At 63.3% G+C, this 17,853-nt stretch carries 18 protein-coding genes; 17 read left to right on the forward strand and 1 reads right to left on the reverse strand.

Annotated features, from left to right (window positions below):
- The 11 genes from PSN43_RS11265 to PSN43_RS11315 all read left to right on the forward strand — a co-directional run bounded on the left by PSN43_RS11265 (position 1) and on the right by PSN43_RS11315 (position 11,017).
- On the forward strand, positions 1-771 hold the full coding sequence (locus tag PSN43_RS11265; RefSeq protein ID WP_272700825.1) for a prephenate dehydrogenase: 771 nt from the start codon (positions 1-3) through the stop codon (positions 769-771).
- A gap of 242 nt (positions 772-1,013) precedes the next feature.
- Entirely contained in the window at positions 1,014-2,480 is a 1,467-nt protein-coding gene (locus PSN43_RS11270; RefSeq protein WP_272700826.1) for an anthranilate synthase component I family protein, read from the forward strand.
- Positions 2,461-3,033, forward strand: a complete 573-nt coding sequence (locus tag PSN43_RS11275) for an anthranilate synthase component II (protein WP_272700827.1) — start codon at positions 2,461-2,463, stop codon at positions 3,031-3,033. The genes PSN43_RS11270 and PSN43_RS11275 overlap by 20 nt, the downstream gene beginning before the upstream one ends.
- A gap of 4 nt (positions 3,034-3,037) precedes the next feature.
- On the forward strand, positions 3,038-4,045 hold the full coding sequence (trpD, locus tag PSN43_RS11280; RefSeq protein ID WP_272700828.1) for an anthranilate phosphoribosyltransferase: 1,008 nt from the start codon (positions 3,038-3,040) through the stop codon (positions 4,043-4,045).
- Positions 4,035-4,805 carry an indole-3-glycerol phosphate synthase TrpC gene (locus tag PSN43_RS11285; protein ID WP_272700829.1) on the forward strand — a complete coding sequence of 257 codons (771 nt, stop codon included), beginning with the start codon at positions 4,035-4,037 and terminating at the stop codon, positions 4,803-4,805. The genes trpD and PSN43_RS11285 overlap by 11 nt, the downstream gene beginning before the upstream one ends.
- Before the next feature lies 1 nt (position 4,806).
- Positions 4,807-5,433 carry a phosphoribosylanthranilate isomerase gene (locus tag PSN43_RS11290; RefSeq protein WP_272700830.1) on the forward strand — a complete coding sequence of 209 codons (627 nt, stop codon included), beginning with the start codon at positions 4,807-4,809 and terminating at the stop codon, positions 5,431-5,433.
- A 9-nt stretch (positions 5,434-5,442) separates the two neighbouring features.
- Positions 5,443-6,606 (forward strand): tryptophan synthase subunit beta, encoded by a 1,164-nt coding sequence (trpB, locus tag PSN43_RS11295; RefSeq protein WP_272700831.1) that lies wholly within the window; start codon positions 5,443-5,445, stop codon positions 6,604-6,606.
- A 133-nt stretch (positions 6,607-6,739) separates the two neighbouring features.
- Positions 6,740-7,501 carry a tryptophan synthase subunit alpha gene (trpA, locus tag PSN43_RS11300; protein WP_272700832.1) on the forward strand — a complete coding sequence of 254 codons (762 nt, stop codon included), beginning with the start codon at positions 6,740-6,742 and terminating at the stop codon, positions 7,499-7,501.
- A gap of 171 nt (positions 7,502-7,672) precedes the next feature.
- Entirely contained in the window at positions 7,673-8,266 is a 594-nt protein-coding gene (locus tag PSN43_RS11305; RefSeq protein WP_272700833.1) for a class I SAM-dependent methyltransferase, read from the forward strand.
- Between the two features lie 136 nt (positions 8,267-8,402).
- Positions 8,403-9,986, forward strand: coding sequence for an ArnT family glycosyltransferase (locus tag PSN43_RS11310; protein WP_272700834.1), 1,584 nt, complete (start codon positions 8,403-8,405; stop codon positions 9,984-9,986).
- A gap of 224 nt (positions 9,987-10,210) precedes the next feature.
- A complete protein-coding gene (locus PSN43_RS11315; RefSeq protein WP_272700835.1) occupies positions 10,211-11,017 on the forward strand; it encodes a BON domain-containing protein in 807 nt (268 codons plus the stop codon).
- A gap of 96 nt (positions 11,018-11,113) precedes the next feature.
- Here the strand turns inward: PSN43_RS11315 and PSN43_RS11320 are convergent, their stop codons facing one another.
- Entirely contained in the window at positions 11,114-11,896 is a 783-nt protein-coding gene (locus PSN43_RS11320) for a prepilin peptidase (RefSeq protein ID WP_272700836.1), read from the reverse strand.
- Between the two features lie 131 nt (positions 11,897-12,027).
- On the opposite strand from PSN43_RS11320, the gene PSN43_RS11325 reads away from it, so the two are divergent.
- From PSN43_RS11325 to PSN43_RS11350, 6 genes are all read left to right on the forward strand, one after another.
- Positions 12,028-13,317, forward strand: a complete 1,290-nt coding sequence (locus PSN43_RS11325) for a phenylacetate--CoA ligase family protein (protein ID WP_272700837.1) — start codon at positions 12,028-12,030, stop codon at positions 13,315-13,317.
- A gap of 13 nt (positions 13,318-13,330) precedes the next feature.
- Positions 13,331-14,980 carry a sialidase family protein gene (locus PSN43_RS11330; protein ID WP_272700838.1) on the forward strand — a complete coding sequence of 550 codons (1,650 nt, stop codon included), beginning with the start codon at positions 13,331-13,333 and terminating at the stop codon, positions 14,978-14,980.
- A gap of 26 nt (positions 14,981-15,006) precedes the next feature.
- Complete coding sequence (locus PSN43_RS15945) at positions 15,007-15,177, forward strand: hypothetical protein (RefSeq protein WP_336314035.1); 171 nt, start codon at positions 15,007-15,009, stop codon at positions 15,175-15,177.
- Positions 15,178-15,412: 235 nt separating this feature from the next.
- Positions 15,413-15,676: an RNA recognition motif domain-containing protein gene (locus tag PSN43_RS11340; RefSeq protein ID WP_272700840.1), complete on the forward strand. Its 264-nt coding sequence runs from the start codon at positions 15,413-15,415 to the stop codon at positions 15,674-15,676.
- A gap of 92 nt (positions 15,677-15,768) precedes the next feature.
- Positions 15,769-15,987: a translation initiation factor IF-1 gene (gene infA, locus PSN43_RS11345; protein ID WP_272700841.1), complete on the forward strand. Its 219-nt coding sequence runs from the start codon at positions 15,769-15,771 to the stop codon at positions 15,985-15,987.
- 190 nt (positions 15,988-16,177) lie between these two features.
- The gene (locus PSN43_RS11350; RefSeq protein ID WP_272700842.1) at positions 16,178-17,830 is read left to right on the forward strand and encodes a DEAD/DEAH box helicase; all 1,653 of its coding nucleotides are present in this window, start codon (positions 16,178-16,180) and stop codon (positions 17,828-17,830) included.
- The last annotated feature ends 23 nt before the right edge of the window (positions 17,831-17,853 follow it).

A 17,853-nucleotide genomic window follows, 5' to 3' on the forward strand; every position in this document is an offset into this window, starting at 1 on the left:
ATGGCAACGGAAATACACAACATCGCCGTCGTGGGCGCAAACGGGCAGATGGGCGGCCGCTTCTCGGCGGACTTCGCGGCCCTCGGCCTGAACGTCGCGCGCCTGGACCGGGAATCCTCGGACGAGGACGTGCGCGCGGCCCTCGACGGCTGCGACCTGCTCCTGCTCAGCGTGCCCGTCACGGCCATGGACGCCGTGCTCGACCGTATGCTGCCGAGGCTTGGCCGAACGGCCATCCTCTGCGACGTAGGCTCCGTGAAGGTCATGCCCGTGAAGGCCATGACGGCCCGCTATGAAGGGCCTGTGGTGGGCACGCACCCTCTGTTCGGCCCCGTCGTTCCCGAGGGATTCGAGCCCAGGGTGGCGGTCATGCCCGGCCGCGACCGCGATGCGGACGCCGCGGCACTGGTGGCCGACCTGTTCACCCGCTGCGGCTACCACTGTTTCGCCTCCGACCCGGAAGAACACGACCGGGCCATGGCCTACATCCAGGGCCTGAACTACACATCCACCGTGGCCTTTCTGGCCGCGGCCCGGGATGTGGAGGGCATCAGCAATTTCGTCACCCCGTCCTTCCGGCGCAGGCTCGATGCCGCCGCGAAAATGCTGAACCAGGACATGGAGCTCTTCGAGATCATCTCGGAGGCCAACCCGTTCCTTCAGGAAGTCAGCCGCAAGTTCATGTCCTACCTCAGCCTGGCCGCCGGCGGCGATCTCGATCTGCTCGCCGACCGGGCGCAGTGGTGGTGGCGCAACGAAAAGTCTTATTGATGGGGTGCGGCGTTTCGCCGGGCACACGATTACACCTGTAACCGAAGCCGCACCCCGACCAAGGGTGCGGCTTTATTTTTAAGGAGAATATGATGAACGGAACGTGAAAGAAATGGGAAAACCACAAGAAGATCAAAGGGTGGCAGGTCATACCCAGGCCATATCATTAATAGAACAGCCAAAACCGGCACCATTGCGAGTGGAGCGCACGCTCTGCGCGCCTGAAGTGCGAAGGATACAAAATGCAGAAAATAACCATCACGCAGCACGGCAAATGGATGCCTGCCGACGTGCAGACCACCATCTCCCTCTACATGGGACTGGTGGGCGACCAGCCCGGCATTCTCCTGGAATCCGCCGAGGTTGACGGGCGGCTCGGCCGCTATTCCCTCATCGCCTTCGACTACCGCCTCATGCTCCACCCCGTGGACGGCAGGCTGGTGGTCGAGGCCTCCGACGAGCGTCTCGCGCCCCTCAAGGAGTTCGAGGGCATGGACTTCCTGGCCGGGATCAAGGAAGTCGTCAAACATCTCTCCATCGAACAGGAGGCCACCGGCACCTCCCCGGCCATCGGCCGCGACGGGCTGCCCGGACTGACGCGCGGCCTGTACGGCTATTTCGGCTACGGCGTGGCCGGGATGTTCGAACGCAAACTGAAAGATGTGTGCAGGCCCGAGGACGCCGAGGCGTGCCTGGTCCTGCCCGGCCAAATGGTCCTCTTCGACCACCTGCGCCACTCCTGCTGCTATCTCTCCCTGGACGAGGGAGCCACGCCCATGCCCGCACCGATCCAGTGGGGCGGCGACCTGGCCGCGCCCGAGACCGGCGCGCCCGAGGTGCATCCGGGCAAGGAGGAATACATGGCCGGGGTGGCGCGGTGCAAGGAGCTCATCGCCGAGGGCGAATGCATCCAGGTGGTCCTGTCCACCCGGTTCTCGATGCCCCTGCCCGACGAGCCGTTCCGGATCTACCGCCGACTCCGCCAGGCCAACCCCTCCCCGTTCATGTTCTACATGAAATTCCCGGACTGCCCGTCCATGGGCAAGACCTGCGGCACCACCCTGCTCGGCTCCTCTCCCGAGATGATGGTCCGCTCCGCGCGCGGCAGCCTTGAAGTGCGCCCCATCGCAGGCACCCGCTGGCGCGGAGAAACCGAGAAGGAGGACATCCGCCTGGAGCAGGAACTCCTGTCAGACCCCAAGGAGCGGGCCGAACACGTCATGCTCGTCGACCTGGGCCGCAACGACCTGGGCCGAATATCCAAGCCCGGCACCGTGACCGTGGAAAAGTTCATGAACGTGGAAAGATTCTCCCACGTCATGCACCTGACCTCCTACGTGGAAGGCGAACTCAAGGACGGGCTCGACGGCGTGGACGTGCTCCAGGCCACCTTCCCGGCAGGAACCCTGTCCGGCGCGCCCAAGATTCGGGCCATGGAGATCATCGCCGACCTGGAACCCGAAGCGCGCGGCCCTTACGGAGGCTGCATAGGCTGGATGGGCCTGGACGACGGCGAGGTCAGTCTCGACACCGGCATCACCATCCGCTCCATGTGGATCAGGGACAACGTCTGCCACTGGCAGGCGGGCGCGGGAATCGTCTACGATTCGAACCCCGAGGCCGAATGGGTTGAATGCAACAACAAGGCCCGTGTGATTCTCGAAGTCATCACCGGCAAGGGAGGCACCGATGTTTTTGCTGATCGATAATTTCGACTCCTTCACCTTCAATCTGGTGCAGGCGTTCCAGCAGCTCGGAGCCGACCCCGTGGTCATCCGCAACGACCGGAAACGAATCCTGGAACTGGCCGAAAGCGGCGAATTGGAGCGCGTCTGCCTCTCCCCCGGGCCGAGCAACCCGGAAAACGCGGGTTTCTGCCTGGAGTTCCTGGCGCGGCTGCCCAAGGAAACGCCGGTCCTCGGCGTCTGCCTGGGCCACCAGACCCTGGGCCATTTCGCGGGCGCACCCGTGGAACGCGCCGGGCGGATCATGCACGGCAAGACCTCCGAGGTTTTCCACGAAGGCCGAAGCGTATTCGAAGGACTGCCTTCCCCGTTCACGGTCTGCCGCTACCACTCCCTCATCGTCCCGGCCGAGAAGGCCGCCGACAAGATCGAGGTCACGGCCCGCACCGAACAAGGCGAGGTCATGGGATTGCAGTACAAGGACCGGCCGTGGCACGGCGTGCAGTTCCATCCGGAATCCATCCTCACCCCCGAAGGCCCCAAGCTCCTTGCAAACTTCCTCAAAATAGAAGGATAGAATCATGACCGTAGCCGAAATACTTGAAATACTGGCCCAGAAAAAAGCCCTGACCGACGACCAGGCGGACTTCATGTTCGCGGAACTGATGACCGGCAACCTGACCGAAGCCCAGGCCGGGGCATTCCTCATGGGGTTGCGCGCCAAGGGCGAAGACTCCACGGACCTGGCCGCGGGCGTGCGCGCCTGCCTGGCCCACGCCCGGACCATTCCCGGCGTCAAGGCCACGCCCGAGAACCCCATCTTCGACACCGTAGGGACCGGCGGCGACGGCCAGCACTCCTTCAACAACTCCACGGCGGTGTCCCTGTTCCTGGCGGACATGGGCTGCACCGTGGCCAAGCACGGCAACCGCGCCCTGTCGTCCTCCTGCGGCTCAGCCGACGCCCTCGAAGGACTGGGCATCCCGCTGGAACAGACCCCGGAGGAAGCGGCGGAGGGACTCGCGAAATACAACTTCGCCTTCCTGTTCGCCCCGGCCTACCACCCGGCCTTCAAGCACATCATGCCCGTGCGCAAACAGCTCGGCATCCGCACCCTGTTCAACTTCATGGGACCGCTGCTCAACCCGATCCGCCCGTCGCACCAGCTCATAGGCGTGGGAGATCCCGAGCGGCTGTTCCTCATGGGCGAGACCCTGCTCCTGACCGGCGTGCGCCGCGCCCTCATCTTCGCGGGCGCGGGCGGCTTCGACGAGCTGACCACCTGGGGCGTAAACCGGGGCTACATCATCGACGACGGCCGCATGGACAAGGCGGTGGTCGATCCCGGAACCCTGGGCTTCCCGCGCCACTCTCCCGACGACGTGCGCGTTACCGGCAAAGAGGACGCCGTTGCCAAGCTCAGAGCCATCCTGGCGGGCAAGGGGCCGGAGGCCATGATGGACATGGTGGCCCTCAATCTGGCAGGGTGCCTGAATCTGCTGGACAAGGGCACCATGGCCGAATGCGCCGATATCGCCCGCGACGTGGTACATGCCGGACTGACAAAAGGAATCCCCTATGCTGAATAAATTCCGTGAAGCCAAGCGGCTCGAAATCGAGTCGCTGCACAAGGACTTCGCGGCGGGACGCATTCCCGCCGCCTTCCGGGGCGAACGCCCCTCCTTCATCGACGCCATCCGGGCCAAGGGGCCGGGCGCAATCATCGCCGAGTTCAAACCGGCCAGCCCCAGCCGGGGCGTATTGCGACCGGACGCCAACCCCCTGGACTTCGCCGACGCCTATGCGAAAAACGGCGCGGCCGCCATCTCCGTGCTGACCGAACACAAGTACTTCAAGGGCACCCCGGACTTCCTCTTCATGATGAACGGATCGGGACTGCCGCTCCTGCGCAAGGACTTCATATTCGACCCGCTCCAGGTGGCCATGACCGCGTCCAGCCCGGCCTCGGCCGTGCTGCTCATCGCCCGCATGTGCGACGACGCCGCCCATCTGAAGCAGCTCGTCGACATCGCCAGGATGCCGGGCCTGACCCCTGTGGTCGAGATATTCGACCAGGCGGACCTGGACCGCGCCCGCGAGGCCGGTGCCGACGTCATCCAGGTCAACAACCGCGACCTGGACACCCTGCAAACCTCCCTGGACCAGGGCCGCGCCTTCATCCGGCAGAAGCGCGACGGCGAGCTGTGGATCTGCGCCAGCGGCGTATCCACCCGCGCCCAGGTGGAGGAAATGGCGGCGCTCGGCTTCGACGCCATACTCGTCGGCACCTCCCTGATGGAAGCCGAAGACCCCGGCGCCATGCTGGCGGAACTGACGGGAGCGCGATAAAATGGCACGCCCCCTGGTCAAGGTCTGCGGCATGACCCGCATGGAAGACGTGGAACTCTGCGTGAAGCTCGGCGTGGACCTGCTCGGCTTCATCTTCCACGAAAAAAGCCCGCGCAACGCGGACCCGGATTTCGTGGCTTCGGTCAAGACCGGCAAGGTCTCCAAGGTGGGCGTCTTCGTCGACCAGACCGCCGACGAGGTCATCGAGACCATGGACCGCTGCGGGCTTCATGCGGCGCAACTGCACGGAGGCCAGGATTCGATCTTCTGTTGGAAGATCGGACCCGACCGGGTCATCCGGGCCTTCTGGCCCGCCGCGTACTCATCGCCCCACGCCCTGGAGCGCGACCTCGACGCCTATACCGAGGTCTGCGGACATTTCCTTCTGGACGCGGGCGCGAAAGGCCAGGGCGGGACAGGCCGAACCATTGATCTCGCCGCTTTGCAACATATTGAAATACAAACGCCTTGGTTCCTCGCTGGGGGACTTGGACCGGACACACTCAGGGCCGCCCTGGCCGTGAATCCCCCGGGCCTGGACTTCAACTCCGGCGTGGAAAGCGCACCGGGAATCAAGGACGAAACCAAACTGCGGGAAGTCTTTCGGATTCTCGCGGAATTGGAATAAGGAATCATCATGAGAAAAGGATACTTCGGCGACTTCGGCGGGCAGTTCATCCCCGAACTGCTCATGCCGCCGCTCATAGAACTCGAAGAGGCCATGGAGACCATCCTCCCGAGCGAAGCGTTTCAAACCCGCTTCGCGGCCATGCTCAAGGAAAACGTGGGCCGTCCCTCGGCCATCACCTACTGCCCGAACCTGTCAAAGGACCTCGGCCTGGACCTCTGGCTCAAGCGCGAGGACCTCAACCATTCGGGCGCGCACAAGATCAACAACACCCTGGGCCAGGGACTGCTGGCCAAGATGATGGGCAAGAAGGTGCTCCTCGCCGAAACCGGCGCTGGAATGCACGGCGTGGCGACCACCGTGGCCGCGGCCATGCTCGACATGAAGGCGGTCATCTACATGGGGGCCACCGATGTGATCCGCCAGGCTCCCAACGTCAACCGGATGCGCCTCATGGGCGCGGAAATCATCGCCGTGGAATCGGGCACCAAGACCCTCAAGGACGCCATCAACGAGGCGCTCAGACGCTGGCTGGCCGACCAGGAGACCACCCACTACTGCTTCGGCACCGCCGCCGGACCGCACCCCTTCCCCACCCTGGTGCGCGAATTCCAGCAGATCATCTCCAAAGAAGCGCGCGAACAGTTCATGGCCCGCAACCAGGGCAAACTGCCCGATGTGGTCGTGGCCTGCGTGGGCGGCGGCTCCAACGCCATCGGCATGTTCCACAACTTCGTCCCCGACGAGTCCGTCAAGCTCGTCGGCGTGGAGGCCGCAGGCACCGGCGAGCCCGGCTGCTACAGCTCCGCGCCCATCGACCACGGCACGGAAGGCGTGCTGCACGGCATGAAGACCAAGCTCTTGCAGACCCCGGAAGGCCAAATCGAGCCCTCCCACTCCGTGGCCCCCGGCCTGGACTATCCCGGCGTCGGCCCCGAACACGCCTATCTCGACGCCATCGGCCGCGCCGACTACACGACCATCAACGACGCCCAGGCAATCAATGCCTTCAAGGTCCTGTCCCGGCGCGAAGGCATCATCCCGGCCCTGGAATCCTCCCACGCCGTGGCCTACGCCATCGAAAACAAGGATAAGCTCCAGGGCAAGTCGGTGCTCGTCTGCCTCTCCGGGCGGGGCGACAAGGATTTGGGGATACTCGACGAGATCATGTGAGGAACGCTTCCGGCGGCGCTTGATCGACGAACCGTCCCCGACGCCCCAAGGACCTCCCGAAAAAGGTCCTTGAGAATCTCCGAAACTTTTTGTGCGCGCCTCGCGCAGGAAGCGCACGGACAAGGTAAATGATATGAATGCAATGCAGAGAAAAATAGAAGAGGCCAGGGGCAAGGGAAAGGTGGGGTTGATCCCCTTTCTGCCCGCAGGGTTCCCGGACCGCGAGCGGTTCTGGAAGGAGCTTGAGGAACTGGACGCCGCAGGCGCGTCCGTCATCGAGATAGGTATGCCCTTTTCCGACCCGGTGGCCGACGGCCCGGTCGTGGAAAAGGCGTCCCTCCGATGTCTCGCGGACGGCGTCAACCTGGCCTGGATTCTCACCGAGCTGCGGAAGCGCAAGGGGCAGTTCAACGCTGCCCTGCTGCTCATGGGCTACCTCAATCCTGTCTACCAGTACGGTCTGGACCGATTTGCCGAGGACTGCGAAGCGGCGGGCGTATCCGGCCTGATTATCGCGGACATGCCCCATGAGGAATCCCGATTCGTCAGGGACGCCGTCGAGCCGCACGGCATAGCCCTGGTCCCCCTGATCGGCCTGAACACCTCGAAGGAACGCATGAAGCTCTACGCCGACGGGGCGCAGGGATTCTGCTACTTCGTGTCGGTGCTCGGCACCACAGGACAGCGCGACGCCCTGTCCGCGCGCATCAAGGAAAAACTCGCCGAGGCCAGGGAAGTCTTCGACATCCCCATCGCGCTCGGTTTCGGCATCAAGCACCCGGACCAGCTCACGCAGTTCGACGGACTCCTCGATGCCGCCGTGTTCGGCTCCGCCCTCATCTCGCACATAGAATCCGGCCGCTCCAGCGACTCCTTTATGGAGCCGTGGAAGTAGGGCGGCCTCCGGCGGCCGGGGGAAGGGAGAGAAAAACCCTTTGAAAAGGGTTGTTTCTCTCCCTTCCCCCGGACCCCCATCCCTCTCTTTTCCCAAACTTTTTGGCGCGCCTTCGGCGGGTGGCTGACTTATGTCTTTGACGGGTTCGAAGGGTGGTGCTATCATTATTAAATGAGTAGCACGAAGGGTCTGCAAGCTGACGAATCGTCCCGCAAGGGATATGGGCCGACCAGTTTCTGGTTGCAGGAACCCGGCGTGGTCTTTGCCCATCTGGACCTGCAAGCGGGCCAGGTGTTTCTGGACGCGGGTTGCGGCGCGGGAGAGTATTCCCTGTACGCGGCTCCCCTGCTCGGCGAAACGGGCAAAGTCATCGCCGTGGACAACATCCGCATCTCCACCGACGCCCTCAACGCGCTGCCCGCCAGGCCCGGCGAAGCCCCCATCACCGCCTTTGCCTGCGACATCACCGCCACTCTGCCCATTGAGACGCACTCCGTGGACGTGATTTTCCTGTCCACGGTCCTGCATATAAAGAAGGTCCGTGACCGCGCGGGGGAAATGTTCCGCGAATTCCACCGCGTCCTGCGCACCGGCTCCACCCTGGCCGTACTCGAATGCAAGAAGGTCGAAGCAAACTTCGGACCGCCTCTGCACTCCCGTCTCTCCGAAGACGACGTCCGCACCCTGGTGGAACCCCACGGCTTCCGCCACGCCTCCACCCTCGACACCGGCCACGCGAACCTGATCTGTTTTCAAGCCGAATAAACGACGACGCCGAAGACGAAATCAGCCGGTTAAACCGCGAAAAGCGGCATCCATGCCCGATTTCATGATGCGGCGATCTGGACGCCGCGGCTTCTTTCTTGCCTCTCTCCACCGAATAATATATTTGGTGTCGGTTATGACCATGCCTCGCGACACCTATACTCCCAGGCTCGATGTCCTCGCCTTTTTCATCATTTTTGCGTCCTTTGCGGTACGTTACTGGTTCGTGGCATCCGGCCAACTGAACCTGGTGCAGGACGAGGCGCAGTATTGGGATTGGATCAGGCGGCCGCAATTATCCTATTATTCCAAGGGGCCGCTCATCGCCTGGGTCATCACCCTATGGACCCAGATTTTCGGGAATACCGAGTTGGGCGTGCGCTTCGGGTCCATCATCGGCATGACCGGCATTCAGGCCGCGCTTTATATCGGGGTGTCGAGAGTCTGGCGGGAATACCGGCTGGCCATCTTCGTACTTTTCGCGGCGGCGACCATGCCCATGCTCAACGCATTGGGTATCCTGGCCACCACCGATTGCCCGCTGATTTTCTGCTGGACCGTGGCCTTCTTCGCCCTGGCGGCGGCCACGCGCAACGAGCCGGACCGGCCCGTGTCCAACATCCCCTTCATAGTTCTCGGCGTGTGCATGGCCGTGGGAATCCTCGCCAAATACATGATGCTCACCTTCATCGCCCTGGCCGTGATTCACGCCCTCATCCTCCAATGCCGGGGACAGATGCCCGAACGGTTCTGGACGCGTTTCGTCGTGGCCGCGATCGCCGGTTCGGTGGTGGGGCTCACCCCCATTATCCTCTGGAACATGAGCAACGATTGGGTGGCCTACAAGCATGTGGCCAAGCTTACCTCGGGCGTGGGCGGCAGCGACTGGCTGCCCGACCGCATCGGGCCGTTCTTCGAAATGCTGGGCGCGCAGATCGGCCTGCTGGCCCCGTGGTGGGCCTGGTTCCTGGCCATCGCCTCGGTCGGCGCAATGCGCAAGGCGTGGGTCGGCCCGGTGGGACGTTTCGACGCCGATTACCGGCGCGACCTGATGACCATGCTCTTCTTCTGGCCTCTGTGGACGATCATTACCTTCAAGGCGCTCTTTTCCAAAGTCGAGGCCAACTGGACCGCCGTGACCTTCTCGGTGGGAGCCGTCCTGGCGGGCATGGCCCTCAAAGCCTGGTGGGACGCGCCCAACCGCAGAACGCGCGGACGCGCCGTCCTGACCTCCTCAGCCGTGGCCCTCACCCTGGCCATATTCGTCTCGCCGCTTCTCCCGCTCCCGGACTCCATGAACCCCACCCTCCGCCTCAAGGGTTGGGCCGACCTGGGACGCAAGGTGGATGAAATCATCCGCACCGAATTCGACGACCCGGCCAAGGTCTTCGCCATGTCCGACAACTACGGGTTCACCTCCGAACTGGCATTCTATCTTGAAGGGCAACCCCTCACCTACTGCACCTGGACCGAAAACCGCCGGATGAACCAGTATGACCTGTGGCCTTCCCCGGCTGAAGACAAAATCGGCTGGGACGCGGTCATGATCCGCAAGCGGTTCACTTCCGCCAACGTGCGGGGCCTGAAGAAGATGTTCGCGCACGTGTCCGACCCAATCCACTACCAATCCTCCTTCAACGGTGGAGAAGGCCGCAAGTTCACCATCATCGTGTGCAAGGGATTCACGGGCTTCTGGCCCCGCCACGAAGGCAAGTTCTAGCGGCTTCAAAGTCCACTTTTACTGGACGATTCGCCCCATCCCCCGATCGGGAATCCACATATTGTAGATTGCCGATTCGCTTTCCCGAAAGCCCCCGACATTGCAAAATCTTTGTCCTCCATGGGCTGTACGGACCGCCTGCCGTTTCCCGAGAAACTGGCAGGCTTTTTGCTTTTCCCCACGCAGGGGTGGGGCCTGAACACTTTACTTTTCCTGGGGGGACGGTGCTCAAATTCGTTTTCAAACTGCTGATCGCGGCCTCGCTTTTCTTCCATTTGCCGGGATGCGCCATGGTGCCCATGGGCATCGGGCTCATCCCGGGCGCGCCCGCCTATGTATCTTCACTCATAGGAGGAGGCCAATCCGTGTATGAAGCCACCATGGACGAACGGACCACCGAGCAACAGATGCTGGACGCCATCGTGGCCGGGCACGCCCAGGCCGAGCTGTACAAGGCCAAAGGCATCGAGCCCACGCAGATCACCCCCTACTGCTATTTCGGCAAGCTCTACCTGGTGGGAGAATACGACTCCCCGGATCAATTGAAGAAAATCTATCAGTGCGTGGACAAGGTCAACGGCAAGCGGGCGGTCATCAGCCGCCTCTACCTTCGCGACGCGGACGCCAAGAACACGTTTTTTCATAACCAGGCCCGGTACGCCGAACTGAGGGCGCAGCTCATGGCCGACTTCGAAGTGACCAGCACGCCCATCGAGGTGGAGATAGTCCAGGGCGACATCATTCTCCTCGGCGCCGTCCAGAACAAGGAGGAACGCGACCGCATCGTGGGCCACGCCATGGACATGGACGGCGTGCACAGGGTGGTCTCATACCTCTATCACCAGGAAAACGCGGCAGAGCCCAATATCATGACCGCCCAGATTGCTCCTGCTCCCGAGCCGCCCAAGGAAATCCCGCCGCCGCCCGAGACCAAGCCGAAAAGCTCCAAGACCCGGCCAAAGGTGGAAAAAAAGAAGAAGCCGCAGGCGAGTCCGTCGCTGGCCGTCACCAACCCCGACAGGGGAAGGTAGTTCTCCTTCCCTCCAAGCGAGAACACGGCATATTGCGAAAAACCGTCCGCGCCATCCGGGCGGTTTTTCCGTTGTGCGAGAGAGCGGCCGGGCGGCCTAGATATCCAGCCAACGCATGATCTGCGGGCCGTAGAGCAGGTAGAGCAGGCAGCCGAGGCTCAGGAAGGGGCCATAGGGAATACGGCCCCGAATGCCGCCCTTGCCGGGGCGGAGCATATAGAAAACGGAACCGGCCGCCCCGGTCACGCTGCCCACCAAAATTGTCAGGGGCAATCCGCCCAGCCCGGTCATGGCGCCGATCATGGCCATGAGCTTGACGTCGCCTGTGCCGAGCCCCTCCCGTTTGCGCCACAGGCGGTAGAGCTGCTGCACGACCCAGAACAGTCCCGCGCCCACGGCCGCGCCGAGCAACGCATCCTGCCAGCCCGGGCCTTCCTCTAGCACGAAAGAGGCCGCCAGCGCGACGGCCGTCCCGCCTAAGGTGATGCGGTCGGGCAGCAGAAAGGTTTCGAAATCGATGAAGCTACCCGCGATGAGCATGACCCCGAGCACCAGATACACGCCCCATTCCGGCGATGGCCCGAAGGTGTGGGCCGAAGCCAGGGCCCAGGCCATGCAGGACAACTCCACCAACAGGTACTGCGGTCCGATGGGCGATCCGCAATGGCGGCACCGCCCCTTCAGAAGCAGGAAGCTGAGCAGCGGGATGGTGTCGCGCCAGCCGAGCCGGGCTTCGCAGGCGGGGCACTTGGACCCGCCCGGGCGGCAGATGGGCTCCTCGTCGATCCAACGCTGAATGAAGATGGTGGACAGCCCGCCGAGTTCGAGACCGGCCACGGCGGCGGCGAGGAAAAACGCCCAGATGGGGATGGTGTCCATAGGCTCCTTGGGGCTTGAAGATTAGCGGCTTTTGCTGCATGAATACCGCTGGCGCAATATTACGGACGCTACCGGATTTCCCCTTCCGGCACAAGGGACGCGCCGCCTCACACGCATCAAGGGAGCCCCAGATGGACCATCGTTTCATACCGAATTTGACCGAGGACCAGATCGCCGACATTCAGCTCGAAGGCCTCAAATGGACCGTGGGCCACGCCTACGCCAATTCCCCCTTCTACCAAGACCGCCTGAAGGAAGCGGGAGTTGAACCCGGCGACATCGCCTCCCTGGACGATCTCGGCAAGCTCCCCTTCACCACGGCCGAAGACCTCAAGGACGGCTACCCCCTGCCGCTGCTGTCCGTGCCCGAGCGGGACGTCGTCCGCATCCACGGGTCCAGCGGGACCACCGGCAAGCGCAAGATCCTGGCCTACACCCAGAACGACGTCGACGTCTGGAAGGACATGTTCGCCCGCTGTTACGAGCTGGCCGGACTGACCCGCGAAGACAGGGTCCAGATTTGCGTAGGCTACGGCCTGTGGACCGCGGGCGTGGGCTTCCAGCTCGGCTGCGAACGGTTCGGGGCCATGGCCCTGCCCGTGGGTCCCGGACTTTTGGAAATCCAGCTCCAGATGCTCACCGACCTCAAACCCACCTGCATGTGCTCCACCGCCTCCATGGCCCTGCTCATGGGCGAGGAGGTCCAGAAACAGGGATTGGCCGACAAGATAAATCTCAAGAAGGCCATCTTCGGGTCAGAGGCCCACACTCCCAAGATGCGCCGCCAGTTCGAGGAGGCCCTGGGGCTGGAGGACAGCTTCGACATCATCGGCATGACGGAGCTGTACGGGCCCGGCACCGGCCTGGAATGCGAGGCCCACGACGGCATCCACTACTGGGCGGACATGTTCATCACCGAGATCATCGATCCCGAAACGCTCCAACCCGTGGCACCCGGCGAGGTGGGCGAGATGGTCGTCACCTCCCTGCGGAAGGAGGCGTCCCCGCTCATCCGCTACCGCACCCACGACCTGACAAGGTTCATCCCCAGCCAATGCGCCTGCGGCGTGACCATGCCGCGCCTGGACAAGATCATGGGCCGGTCCGACGACATGTTCATCTTCCGGGGCGTGAACATCTACCCCGGCCAGATCGGTTCCGTGCTCGAACATTTCAAGGAACTGTCCGCCGAATACAAGATTTTCCTCACCCGCAAGGACGGCCTGGACCACATGTCCGTGCATGTGGAGCGAGCGCCCGGCACAGCCTCCGGGTGCGACGACGACCTGGCCAAGGCCTTGGCCGACGAAATCCGCAAGAACATCCTGGTGCGAGGCGAAGTGACCATTCTCGGCCCCGGCGAGCTGCCGCGCAGCTTCTCCAAGACCAAAAGAGTGGAAGACTCGCGCGGGGAAGAATAGCCGGAGGCGCTTCGTGCCAACCCTTTCGGACTGCGCCGACCGCCATGTGGTCATCGACCGCAGGGACGGTTGCTATCTCGCCTTTCCGGATGTGATCCGCGCTGCGGACGGCACCCTTGTCGCGGCATACAACGAGGCGGACCGCCATGTGCGGCCGACCCGCCGCGTCCTGGTGGTGAAAACCAGCCACGACAACGGGCGGACATGGTCCGAGCCGGTCTACCCGGACTCCCCGCGCAGCCACAGCCCGCGCCTCAAGCGCTTCCCGGACGGCTCCCTGCTCATTTCCGACAGCTCGCGGTTCTTTTTCGAGAGCCGCGACAACGGACGCGTCTGGCGCGGCTTCGAAGCCAAGGGGCTGACCCACGACATGCTCGACCGGGTTCTGGTTTCCGGCGACGGAAGCTGGCTGACCGCCGGGCACCGACACGTGGGCGGCGAAGAGCTCTCGGCCATCCGGCAGCCCCCGACCGAACAGATGGTCTTCCGCTCAACCGACCGGGGCCGCAACTGGTCGCGCCTGTCGATCCTGGCCGCCGAACGCAACCTGGTCCTGTGCGAAGCGTCCATGACCAGGCTCCGCTCCGGGCGCATCCTGGCCCTGCTGCGGGAAAACAGCTTCGTGTTCGAGCCCATGTACCTGACGCACAGCGACGACGGCGGGCGGACATGGTCGCCCCACGCGCCCACGGTACTCATCGGGCACAGGCCGACCATGGGGCTCCTCGACGACGGACGGCTGCTCGTCACCTACCGCAACACCGGCCCGGACTGGGGAACCTGCGCCTGGGTCGGCACGCCGGAAGAGCTGGCCTCGGGATTCCGGGTCCACGGACGCGCCGTCGATCCAGCCAATCCCTCATTCACCGCAGAGGGAATGCGCGTACGCAACGAAGCGGGCGGCGGCTCGGTGGTTCGTTACGCCCTGCGCCCAATGACCGACCCGCGCACGGCCTCCATGACCCTGGAAACCGAGGTCAAAGTGGATCTCGCCGGGCCCAACGGCTGCGCCGTTCGAGCAGGCTGCTGGTGGCGCATCACGCCCGAGCGCATGATCCCGGACGCCGCCCCGGAAACGGCGGTTTCCCTGCCGCGCGGACGGTTCAACCGCCTCCGTTTCGAATACGCGGCGGGCAGGGTGACGGTTTTCGTCAACGGCGAACGCCGGTCCGAAATCCGCGTGGAACCGGACCACGCCGAGACAAGGCCGGTCATGTTCGGCGCGCCCTACCCCTTCGAGGACAACGCGGTGGATTGCACCTGGAAGCAATTTTCCCTGAACATCCTTGAACCCGCCCATGACGCGTGTATGCTTGGAACTGGACCGCTGCGGACGGATTGCCGGACGCCTGCGCGCGCGGCAGCATACTGGAGCTGCGCAACGACCGGCACGCGGCGGCGCCGGATTTCGGTTACTCTGGTTGGACGGGGCTGGCGGACGGCAGTTTCTTCTGCGCCTACCACCACGGCGGAGCCGAGACCCCCGGCTACGAGCCCCTCAAGACAGCGCACGTGGCCGGAACCCATTTTTCCCTGGAAGACTTCAAAAGAGGGTGACACATGGAACGCGCCGACATCGAACGGATCTTCGAGGCCTATTTCGAAAAATACAAGAAAACCGAGGGAGACCGCTCCTCCTGGTCCGCCTTCTGGACGGAAATGACCGGTGAGGGCGTTCTGGAAATCAACATGACCAAATGTCCCAGGGGGACCATTTTCAAGATTTTCGTGGATAAAAGAAAAGTCGCCGAAGTGTCGGGCTGGGACGAATACTTCAAGACCATGGAAACCCTGGCCGCGGAAAGGCCCGGCCTGTACGCGCCGGACAGGATTTTCTCTGATATGGAGGCTATTATCTAAGATATATGCCTTCTTAAATTATTTTTTTCTTGACGTATCCCCCTCCTCCCACGTAAGGCCCTCTACTACAGTGGTCGGTGGTATCCACGGGGATACAGCCGGTTTCGGCCGGTCCGCACCGACAAGGGTGGAATGGCTTCAGGTTCTGGAAAGCTTGCGCGCTTTACGTTTCCTTGATCTAGTTTCACCGGGCGTAAATCGCCTTTTTTTCAATTTTTTTCGGAGTTTGGTACTCATGGCTAAGAATATCTATGTGGGCAATCTGCCCTGGAGCGCCACGGAAGAGGATGTACGCGCTGCGTTCGAGACCTTTGGAGAGGTCATTTCCGTCAAATTGATCAACGATCGCGAGACCGGCCGCCCCCGTGGCTTTGGTTTCGTGGAAATGGAAGACCAGGGCGCCCTTGCCGCCATCGAGAGCCTGGACGGCTCCGATTTCGGAGGCCGCAACCTCAAAGTCAACGAAGCCCGTCCCCGTCCCGAGCGCCCGCGCTGGTAGCGCGGCCGCCCGTCGTTTAGAAGACATAACCCAGCCCGCCCCTCCCCGGGGCGGGCTTTTCCAGTCTCCCCCAACATGAGGTAAAGCAGTATATGTCGAAAGAAGAAGGAATCGTCGTCCAGGGCGTAGTCGAGGAAGCCCTGCCCAACGCAATGTTCCGCGTTGAACTCGAAAACGGCCACACCGTGCTCGCCCATATCTCCGGTAAAATGCGCAAGTTCCGCATCCGCGTCATGCCCGGCGACACCGTCACCGTTGAACTTTCCCCCTACGATCTCACCCGGGGCCGCATCACCTTCCGTCCCAGGTAGCCGTCGAGCCGACGGCCGGGGGGAAAGGGAAGCGGGGAACCCCCCAAGGCTCTTCTCCCTTTCCCCTTCCCCCGGGCTCCCCTTCTCCTCCTCCCTCCCGAGACCTTTCAAAAGCGCAGGCCTGCCGCGCCGCCGTCATGTTGCGGCGTTCCGGGGAGCCTCATCGATCATTTTTTAACAAAGGCATATCATGACCAATTTTCAGGAACTTGGGCTGTCCGACACCATTTTGACCGCCCTGAAGTCCAAGGGGTTCACCGCCCCCACCCCCATCCAGGCCCTGACCATCCCGAGGCTGCTTTCCGGCTCCCGGGACATCGTGGGCCGCGCCCGGACCGGAACGGGCAAAACCGCGGCATTCGGCCTGCCCGTCATCGAAGCGGCCGTTGAAGGGGAACGCCGCGTCCAATCGCTCATCCTGACCCCTACCCGCGAACTGGCCATCCAGGTGGCCGAGGAAATCGACTCCCTCAAGGGGAACAAGCGCATCCGCGTGCTGCCCGTCTACGGCGGCCAGGCCATCCACCTTCAGCTCAAGGCGCTCCGGCAAGGAGCCGACGTGGTCGTGGGCACGCCGGGCCGCATCATGGACCATCTGGAACGCGGCTCCCTGCGCATCGACGACCTGACCTATTTCATCCTCGACGAGGCCGACGAGATGTGCAACATGGGCTTCGTGGACGACGTGCGGGCCATCCTGGCTTCAGCCAACGAAGACCGGCGCACCCTCATGTTCTCGGCCACCATGGACCGCCAGGTCATGGCCATCGCCTCCGAATTTCTGCACGACTTCGAAATCCTGTCCGCCGAGCCCGAAACCGCCGACGTCCCCCTGACCCGCCAGGTCTTTCACGAAATAGCCGATTCGGACAGGTTCGAGGCCCTGTGCAGGGTCATCGACGCCCGCCCGGACTTCTACGGCCTGGTTTTCGTGCGCACCCGGGCCGACGCCGACAAGGTGGCCGAACGACTCACGCTTCGCGGCTATCCCGCGGAACCCATCCATGGCGACCTGAACCAGAACCGGCGCGAGCAGATATTGAACGGTTTCCGCGCCCGCAAGGCGACCATCCTGGTGGCCACGGACGTCGCCGCGCGCGGCATCGACGTGCCCGACCTGACCCACGTCGTCAACTTCGCCCTGCCCCAGGACCCGCAGACCTTCGTTCACCGCACCGGACGCACGGGCCGGGCCGGAAAGAAGGGCGTGGCCATCTCCCTGATATCTCCTAGTGAATTCCGGAAACTCATGTTCATCGCCAGAAGCTCCGGCATCGACATCGACAAGGAGCCCCTGCCGCGCATCGAGGATGTCATCCACTCCAAGAAGCGCAAGGTGGCCGCCGAATTGAATGCCATATTCGAAGAGGAAGGGCACGACGCCTACCTGGCCATGGCCGGCGACCTGCTCAACGACAGGCCCGCCGAGATCGTGGTCGCCGCCCTGCTGCGCCACGCCTTCGGCGAGGAACTGGTGGAGTCTGGCTATCGCGAGATCAAGGCTGTCGGTCCCATGGCTCAGGGCCGGGTCGACATGGTCTGCGCGCTGGGTCGGGCGCACGGGATGCACCCCAAGCGGTTCGTGGAATTCATCACCTCCGCGGCCAAGATCAAAGCGTGGTCCATCCAGCACGTCCGCGTCCAGGGCGAACGGACCACCTTCACCGTCCCGGCCGCCGAGGCTGATATGGTCATCGACCGGGTCAACACCCGCGAAGGCTCGCCCCTGGTGAGCCGCGCCGGACAAAAACGCAAGCCAGGCAGAAACTTCGCCGGAAAGGGCGCGAAGCCCGCCGGAAAGAGACCCTTCAAACCGCGCCGCAAACCTGTCCAGGGGAGATAAAACCTCCCCTGGCCCAGGCCGGT

Origin of the sequence: Desulfovibrio sp. Fe33, from assembly GCF_028532725.1 — a bacterium.
Taxonomy (GTDB): domain Bacteria; phylum Desulfobacterota; class Desulfovibrionia; order Desulfovibrionales; family Desulfovibrionaceae; genus Pseudodesulfovibrio.

What these genes read in the sequence shown, in the direction of transcription:
- PSN43_RS11310 (WP_272700834.1), top strand. Translation starts at nt 8,403, where the DNA reads ATGACCATGCCTCGCGACACCTATACTCCCAGGCTCGATGTCCTCGCC.
- infA (WP_272700841.1), top strand. Translation starts at nt 15,769, where the DNA reads ATGTCGAAAGAAGAAGGAATCGTCGTCCAGGGCGTAGTCGAGGAAGCC.
- trpA (WP_272700832.1), top strand. Translation starts at nt 6,740, where the DNA reads ATGAATGCAATGCAGAGAAAAATAGAAGAGGCCAGGGGCAAGGGAAAG.
- PSN43_RS11320 (WP_272700836.1), bottom strand. Translation starts at nt 11,896, where the DNA reads ATGGACACCATCCCCATCTGGGCGTTTTTCCTCGCCGCCGCCGTGGCC.
- PSN43_RS11285 (WP_272700829.1), top strand. Translation starts at nt 4,035, where the DNA reads ATGCTGAATAAATTCCGTGAAGCCAAGCGGCTCGAAATCGAGTCGCTG.
- PSN43_RS11270 (WP_272700826.1), top strand. Translation starts at nt 1,014, where the DNA reads ATGCAGAAAATAACCATCACGCAGCACGGCAAATGGATGCCTGCCGAC.
- PSN43_RS11265 (WP_272700825.1), top strand. Translation starts at nt 1, where the DNA reads ATGGCAACGGAAATACACAACATCGCCGTCGTGGGCGCAAACGGGCAG.
- PSN43_RS11305 (WP_272700833.1), top strand. Translation starts at nt 7,673, where the DNA reads ATGAGTAGCACGAAGGGTCTGCAAGCTGACGAATCGTCCCGCAAGGGA.
- PSN43_RS11275 (WP_272700827.1), top strand. Translation starts at nt 2,461, where the DNA reads ATGTTTTTGCTGATCGATAATTTCGACTCCTTCACCTTCAATCTGGTG.
- PSN43_RS11290 (WP_272700830.1), top strand. Translation starts at nt 4,807, where the DNA reads ATGGCACGCCCCCTGGTCAAGGTCTGCGGCATGACCCGCATGGAAGAC.
- PSN43_RS11325 (WP_272700837.1), top strand. Translation starts at nt 12,028, where the DNA reads ATGGACCATCGTTTCATACCGAATTTGACCGAGGACCAGATCGCCGAC.
- trpD (WP_272700828.1), top strand. Translation starts at nt 3,038, where the DNA reads ATGACCGTAGCCGAAATACTTGAAATACTGGCCCAGAAAAAAGCCCTG.
- trpB (WP_272700831.1), top strand. Translation starts at nt 5,443, where the DNA reads ATGAGAAAAGGATACTTCGGCGACTTCGGCGGGCAGTTCATCCCCGAA.
- PSN43_RS15945 (WP_336314035.1), top strand. Translation starts at nt 15,007, where the DNA reads ATGACCAAATGTCCCAGGGGGACCATTTTCAAGATTTTCGTGGATAAA.
- PSN43_RS11340 (WP_272700840.1), top strand. Translation starts at nt 15,413, where the DNA reads ATGGCTAAGAATATCTATGTGGGCAATCTGCCCTGGAGCGCCACGGAA.
- PSN43_RS11350 (WP_272700842.1), top strand. Translation starts at nt 16,178, where the DNA reads ATGACCAATTTTCAGGAACTTGGGCTGTCCGACACCATTTTGACCGCC.